This is a genomic window from Brevundimonas sp. (assembly GCF_031082345.1).
Taxonomy (GTDB): domain Bacteria; phylum Pseudomonadota; class Alphaproteobacteria; order Caulobacterales; family Caulobacteraceae; genus Brevundimonas.
Map to the genome: position 1 here is coordinate 1 of NZ_JAVHLH010000215.1, position 4,727 is coordinate 4,727.

At 71.1% G+C, this 4,727-nt stretch carries 7 protein-coding genes; 5 read left to right on the top strand and 2 right to left on the bottom strand.

All coding sequences use genetic code 11. From position 1 onward, the window contains the following. On the bottom strand, positions 1-239 hold a 239-nt coding region (locus RDU12_RS12410), incomplete at its 3' end, for a hypothetical protein (RefSeq protein ID WP_308684877.1). A 204-nt stretch (positions 240-443) separates the two neighbouring features. Between RDU12_RS12410 and crcB the strand changes: the two genes are divergently transcribed. From crcB to RDU12_RS12425, 3 genes are read left to right on the top strand one after another with little or no spacing between them, the layout of a single operon-like run. Then, on the top strand, positions 444-839 hold the full coding sequence (gene crcB / locus RDU12_RS12415; protein ID WP_300290051.1) for a fluoride efflux transporter CrcB: 396 nt from the start codon (positions 444-446) through the stop codon (positions 837-839). Continuing rightward, positions 836-1,870, top strand: a complete 1,035-nt coding sequence (locus tag RDU12_RS12420; RefSeq protein WP_300290050.1) for an RluA family pseudouridine synthase — start codon at positions 836-838, stop codon at positions 1,868-1,870. The genes crcB and RDU12_RS12420 overlap by 4 nt, the downstream gene beginning before the upstream one ends. Continuing rightward, positions 1,867-2,544, top strand: a complete 678-nt coding sequence (locus tag RDU12_RS12425; RefSeq protein WP_300290049.1) for an HAD-IA family hydrolase — start codon at positions 1,867-1,869, stop codon at positions 2,542-2,544. Before RDU12_RS12420 ends, RDU12_RS12425 begins: the two co-directional genes overlap by 4 nt. Positions 2,545-2,547: 3 nt before the next feature. Here RDU12_RS12425 and RDU12_RS12430 read toward each other — a convergent pair whose 3' ends face one another. Further along, on the bottom strand, positions 2,548-2,925 hold the full coding sequence (locus RDU12_RS12430; RefSeq protein WP_300290048.1) for a YidH family protein: 378 nt from the start codon (positions 2,923-2,925) through the stop codon (positions 2,548-2,550). A gap of 105 nt (positions 2,926-3,030) precedes the next feature. Here RDU12_RS12430 and RDU12_RS12435 point away from each other — a divergent pair, with 105 nt between their 5' ends. After that, positions 3,031-3,807: an ATP12 family chaperone protein gene (locus tag RDU12_RS12435; RefSeq protein WP_300290047.1), complete on the top strand. Its 777-nt coding sequence runs from the start codon at positions 3,031-3,033 to the stop codon at positions 3,805-3,807. Between the two features lie 79 nt (positions 3,808-3,886). After that, on the top strand, positions 3,887-4,727 hold an 841-nt coding region (locus RDU12_RS12440; RefSeq protein ID WP_308684881.1), incomplete at its 3' end, for a carboxyl transferase domain-containing protein.

Here is a 4,727-nt window from a genome sequence, read left to right on the forward strand (position 1 = left end):
TCCTGGATCGGGTGCAGGATGCCTTCCGGATTGCGCAGCGGCCCGGTGCGGCGGACCGGCGTGGCCGACGGAATGGCCCGGTCCTGCACGTCCGAGGCCCCGCTCGGCGGCGGCGTCGGCGGGCCCGCCAATCCGCCGCCCAGCCGGGCGTCGTAGCCCTGACCGCCGTGGCCGCCGTCCAGCGGCGCCTCGCGCGGATTGTGCCCGTGGGGCGAATGGCTCTGATCGTCGTGCGACATGGCGCTTCGGCGGTCCTTCGTTCGATGGTCCGGCACTATGGCGGATCGCCGCCGCCGAACCGACGGCCTTCCCTCGTTACGCGAAGCTGAGCCGTCGCCGTCAGGTATCGCCGTTAACCGTGCCGCCCGGCAAGTGAAGTTTCGGTCAGGCTGCCGGCGCCCCTCCTTCGTTTTGGCGCCGAGTCCAGTATAAGCCCCGGCATGATGACGCGACTTCTCCTCATCGCGGCGGGGGGCGCCCTCGGCGCCGTCGCCCGCTACGGCGTCGGCCACTGGGCCTTTCGCCTGTTTCCGGCGGCCCAGTGGCCCTGGGGCACGCTGATCGTGAACGTCGCCGGCGGCCTGCTGATGGGCCTGCTGGCCGGCTGGCTGGCCTTCCGGGGCGGGCTGCACGGCGAGTCGATCCGCCTGTTCGCCGCGGTCGGCCTGCTGGGCGGCTTCACCACCTTCTCGGCCTTCTCGCTGGAGACGGCGCTGATGATCGAGCGCCGCCAATTCGCCATGGCCGGGGGCTATGCCGCCGTCTCGGTGGTCCTGTCGATCGTCGCCCTGTTCATCGGCCTGATGGTCGCCCGCCGCGCCTTCGGAGCCGCCCTTTGACTGACGACCCCATCCAGGACGCCGAACCCGCCCCGAAGCGCGAGGTCCAGACGATCTATGTGGCCGAGGCCGAGGACGGGATCCGCCTCGACCGCTGGTTCCGCCGGCGCTGGCCGCACCTGTCCAACATCCAGGTGCAGAAGATGGCCCGCAGCGGCCAGATCCGCGTCGACGGGGCCCGCATCAAGCCTGAAGGCCGCCTGACCGCCGGCGCCGCCGTGCGCGTCCCGCCGATCCCGGACGACACCTCGCGTCAGGCCGGCGACGTCCACACCCTCAGCGCCCAGGATATCAAATTCGCCAAATCCCTCGTGCTCTACGAGGACGACATGGTCATCGCCATCAACAAGCCGCATGGCCTCGCCGTTCAGGGCGGCACCAAGACCAGCCGCCACGTCGACCGCCTGCTGTCGGCCTGGGGGGAGGGGATGGACCGCCCGCGTCTGGTCCACCGCCTCGACCGCGACACCTCCGGCGTCCTGCTCCTCGGCAAGGGCCCCGAGGCGGCCAAGCGGCTGGCCGGCGCCTTCGCCCGGCGCCAGGCCAAGAAGACCTATTGGGCCATCGTCATCGGCAATCCCAAGCCCGCCGCCGGGCAGATCGACCTGCCGCTGAAGAAGACCGGCATCAACGACTTCGAAATGATGCGCCCCGCCGACCGCAAGGACCCGCGCGCCGAGCCCGCCGAGACCGCCTTCGCCACCCTCTCCAGAGCCGCCCACCGCGCCTCGTGGATGGCCCTGCGGCCCTTCACCGGCCGCACCCACCAGCTGCGCGCCCACATGGCCGCCATCGGCCACCCGATCCTCGGCGATCCCAAATACGGCGACGAGAAATCGAAGGAGCTGTCGGGCCCGCTGAAGCTCCAGCTCCACGCCCGCCGCATCGAGCTGGACCACCCGTCGGGCGGCAAGCTGATCGTCGAGGCCCCGCTCAGCCCCGAGATGAAGGCCGGCTTCGCCCATTTCGGCTTCGAGGAGGCTGAAGGCAACGAGAGCGATCCGTTCGAAGGGGTGAAGCGGCTGCGATGACCCGCCCCCTCGCAGTCTTCGACATCGACGGAACCCTGGTGGACAGCCGCGCCTCGATCCATCGCGCCGCCTGCGAGGCCGCGCGCGACATCGGCCTGCCCGAGCCCGAGTACGACCGCGTCCGCATGACCGTCGGCCTCAAGCTGGAGCAGGCCATGGCGGTGCTCGAGCCGGGGCTGGACGCGGAGACCCTGGCCCGGTTCATCGCCGGCTTCCGCGCCAGCTTCAACCGCATGTACGCGGAAGGCCACGAGGAGCCGCTCTATCCTGAGGCCATGAGCACCCTGCGCCGCCTGCACCGCGACGGCTGGCGTCTGGCGCTGGCCACGGGCCAGAACCGCCGCGGCGTGGCCCGCAACCTGGCCCGCGAGGGCTGGGCCGACCTGTTCCTGTCGTCCCACTGCGCCGAGGACGGGCCCGGCAAGCCCGACCCGGCGATGCTGCACGCCGCCATGGCCGCCTGCGACTCCGATCCGGCCCGCACGGTGATGATCGGCGACACCGCCCATGACATCACGATGGCGATCAACGCCGGCGTCCTGCCGCTGGGCGTGGCCTGGGGCTTTCACACGGTCGAGGAACAGCGGGCCGCGGGGGCGCGTCACGTCGCCGGGACCTTCTCCGAGCTGACGGTGGTGCTGGACGGCTTCGCCGACCTGACCCGCGCAGCCTGAGCCTCAGACCAGCAGCCAGATTCCGGCGATCAGACACACCGCGCCGAAGCCGATGCCGATGGCGATGACGCGGAGGTTCATCTTCGACAAATCCTTGCCCGCATGGGTGTCCAGCCGCGCCGAGACGGCGCAGGCGCGGCGCTCGGCCATGACCACGAGGAAGATGGCCAGCAGGATGAAGACCGTCGCGATGGCCTTGGGGGCCCAGGCCGGCTCCATGGCGTTGAACAGGGCGTTGAAGGCCAGGCCGATGCCGATCGCCGCCATGGCCGTCCGCGCCCACCCCGCGAAGGTCCGCTCATTGGCCATGGCCGTGCGGTCCTCGGCCAGATCTGTGCGGTTCTCGGCTAGTTCCTCGCGGTCTGAGCCCCGGTCTTCCATCGGCGCGGTCGCCCCTCTCAGCGTTGCGGTACAGCCGACCTAACCACGCCCGCCGCGGGTCGTTCCCTGTGGAGGGGGCGGCCCCACCGCGCTATACGCCCCGTCATGAGCCACATCCCGTCCCTCGATCCCAACGTCGCCGCCCGCAAGGGCTTTCGCGAGTCCGAGGAGCGTCTGAAGCGCTTCTGGACCGCCGTCGACGTGGCGGAAGGCGAGGGCGCCCAAGGGTCGTCCTGGGCCGTAACCCTCGACGGCCGCACGCCGAAGACGCCGGCCCACGCCCCGCTGCGCCTGCCGACCGAGGCCGCCGCCCGTCTGGTCGCCGACGAATGGGCCGCCCAGGGCGAGTTCATCGACCCGGGAACCATGCCCGCCACCCGCCTGGCCTCGACCGCCATCGACCGCGTCAGCCAGGTGCGCGAGGCCGTGGCCGACGAGATCGCCGCCTTCGCCGGCTCGGACCTGGTCTGCTACCTCGCCGACCATCCGACCTCGCTGGCCGTCGAACAGGCCTCCTGCTGGACGCCTTGGCGCGACTGGGCGGCCTTGGAGCTGGGCGTGGTGCTGGAGCCGGTCGAGGGCGTCATCCACCGGGCCCAGGACCCCGCCGCCGTCGCCCGGACGCGCGAGCTGGCCCTGCGCCTCGACGACTTCGCCTTGACCGGCCTGGCCATGGCCACGCCCCTGCTGGGCTCCGCCGTCCTCGCCTTCGCCCTGCAGCGCGGCCGGGTCGAAGGCGAGGCGGCGTTCGAACTCAGCCGCCTCGATGAGGCCTTCCAGGAACGCCAGTGGGGCGTCGACGCCGAGGCCGCCGAACGCACCGCCGCCCGCCGCGCCGAAGCCGTCCTGCTGGACCGATGGTTCAGGGCGCTGGAGTCCTAGGTCCGTCCGAAGGCGGGCGCGGGGGCGCTTGCCTCCGCCCCCGGCCCTCCTTAAGCCTCGCGCTCAAGGAGACCCGACCATGCAAGACATCCTCGAACAGCTCGAAGCCCGCCGCGCCGGGGCCCGTCTCGGCGGCGGCGAGAAACGCATCGCCGCCCAGCACGCCAAGGGCAAGCTGACCGCCCGCGAGCGCATCGAGGTGCTGCTCGACGAGGGCTCGTTCGAGGAAACCGACATGTTCGTGGAGCACCGCTCGCACGACTTCGGCATGGAGAAACAGCGCGTCCCCGGCGACGGCGTGGTCACCGGCCGCGGCACGATCGGCGGGCGCCTGGTCTATGTCTTCTCCAAGGATTTCACCGTCTTCGGCGGCTCGCTGTCAGGCGCCCACGCGGCCAAGATCGTCAAGATCCAGAAGATGGCCCTGACCAACGGCGCCCCGATCATCGGCCTGTTCGACGCCGGCGGCGCCCGCATCCAGGAGGGGGTCGAGTCCCTCGCCGGCTATGCCGACATCTTCCTGCAGAACACCCTGGCCAGCGGCGTCATCCCCCAGATCAGCGTCATCATGGGCCCCTGCGCCGGCGGCGACGTCTATTCCCCCGCCATCACCGACTTCATCTTCATGGTGAAGGACACGTCGTACATGTACGTGACCGGCCCCGACGTGGTGAAGACGGTCACCAACGAGGTGGTCACCCACGAGGACCTCGGCGGCGCCCGCGTCCACGCCGGCAAGTCGGGGGTCGCCGACGGCGCCTTCGAGAACGATCTGGAGGCCCTCAGCGAGGTCCGCCGCCTGATCGGCTTCCTGCCCCTGTCGAACCGCGAAAAGCCCCCGGTCCGCGACTCCTACGACGACCCCGAGCGCGACGAGGCCAGCCTCGACACCCTGGTTCCGGCCAATCCGAACCAGCCCT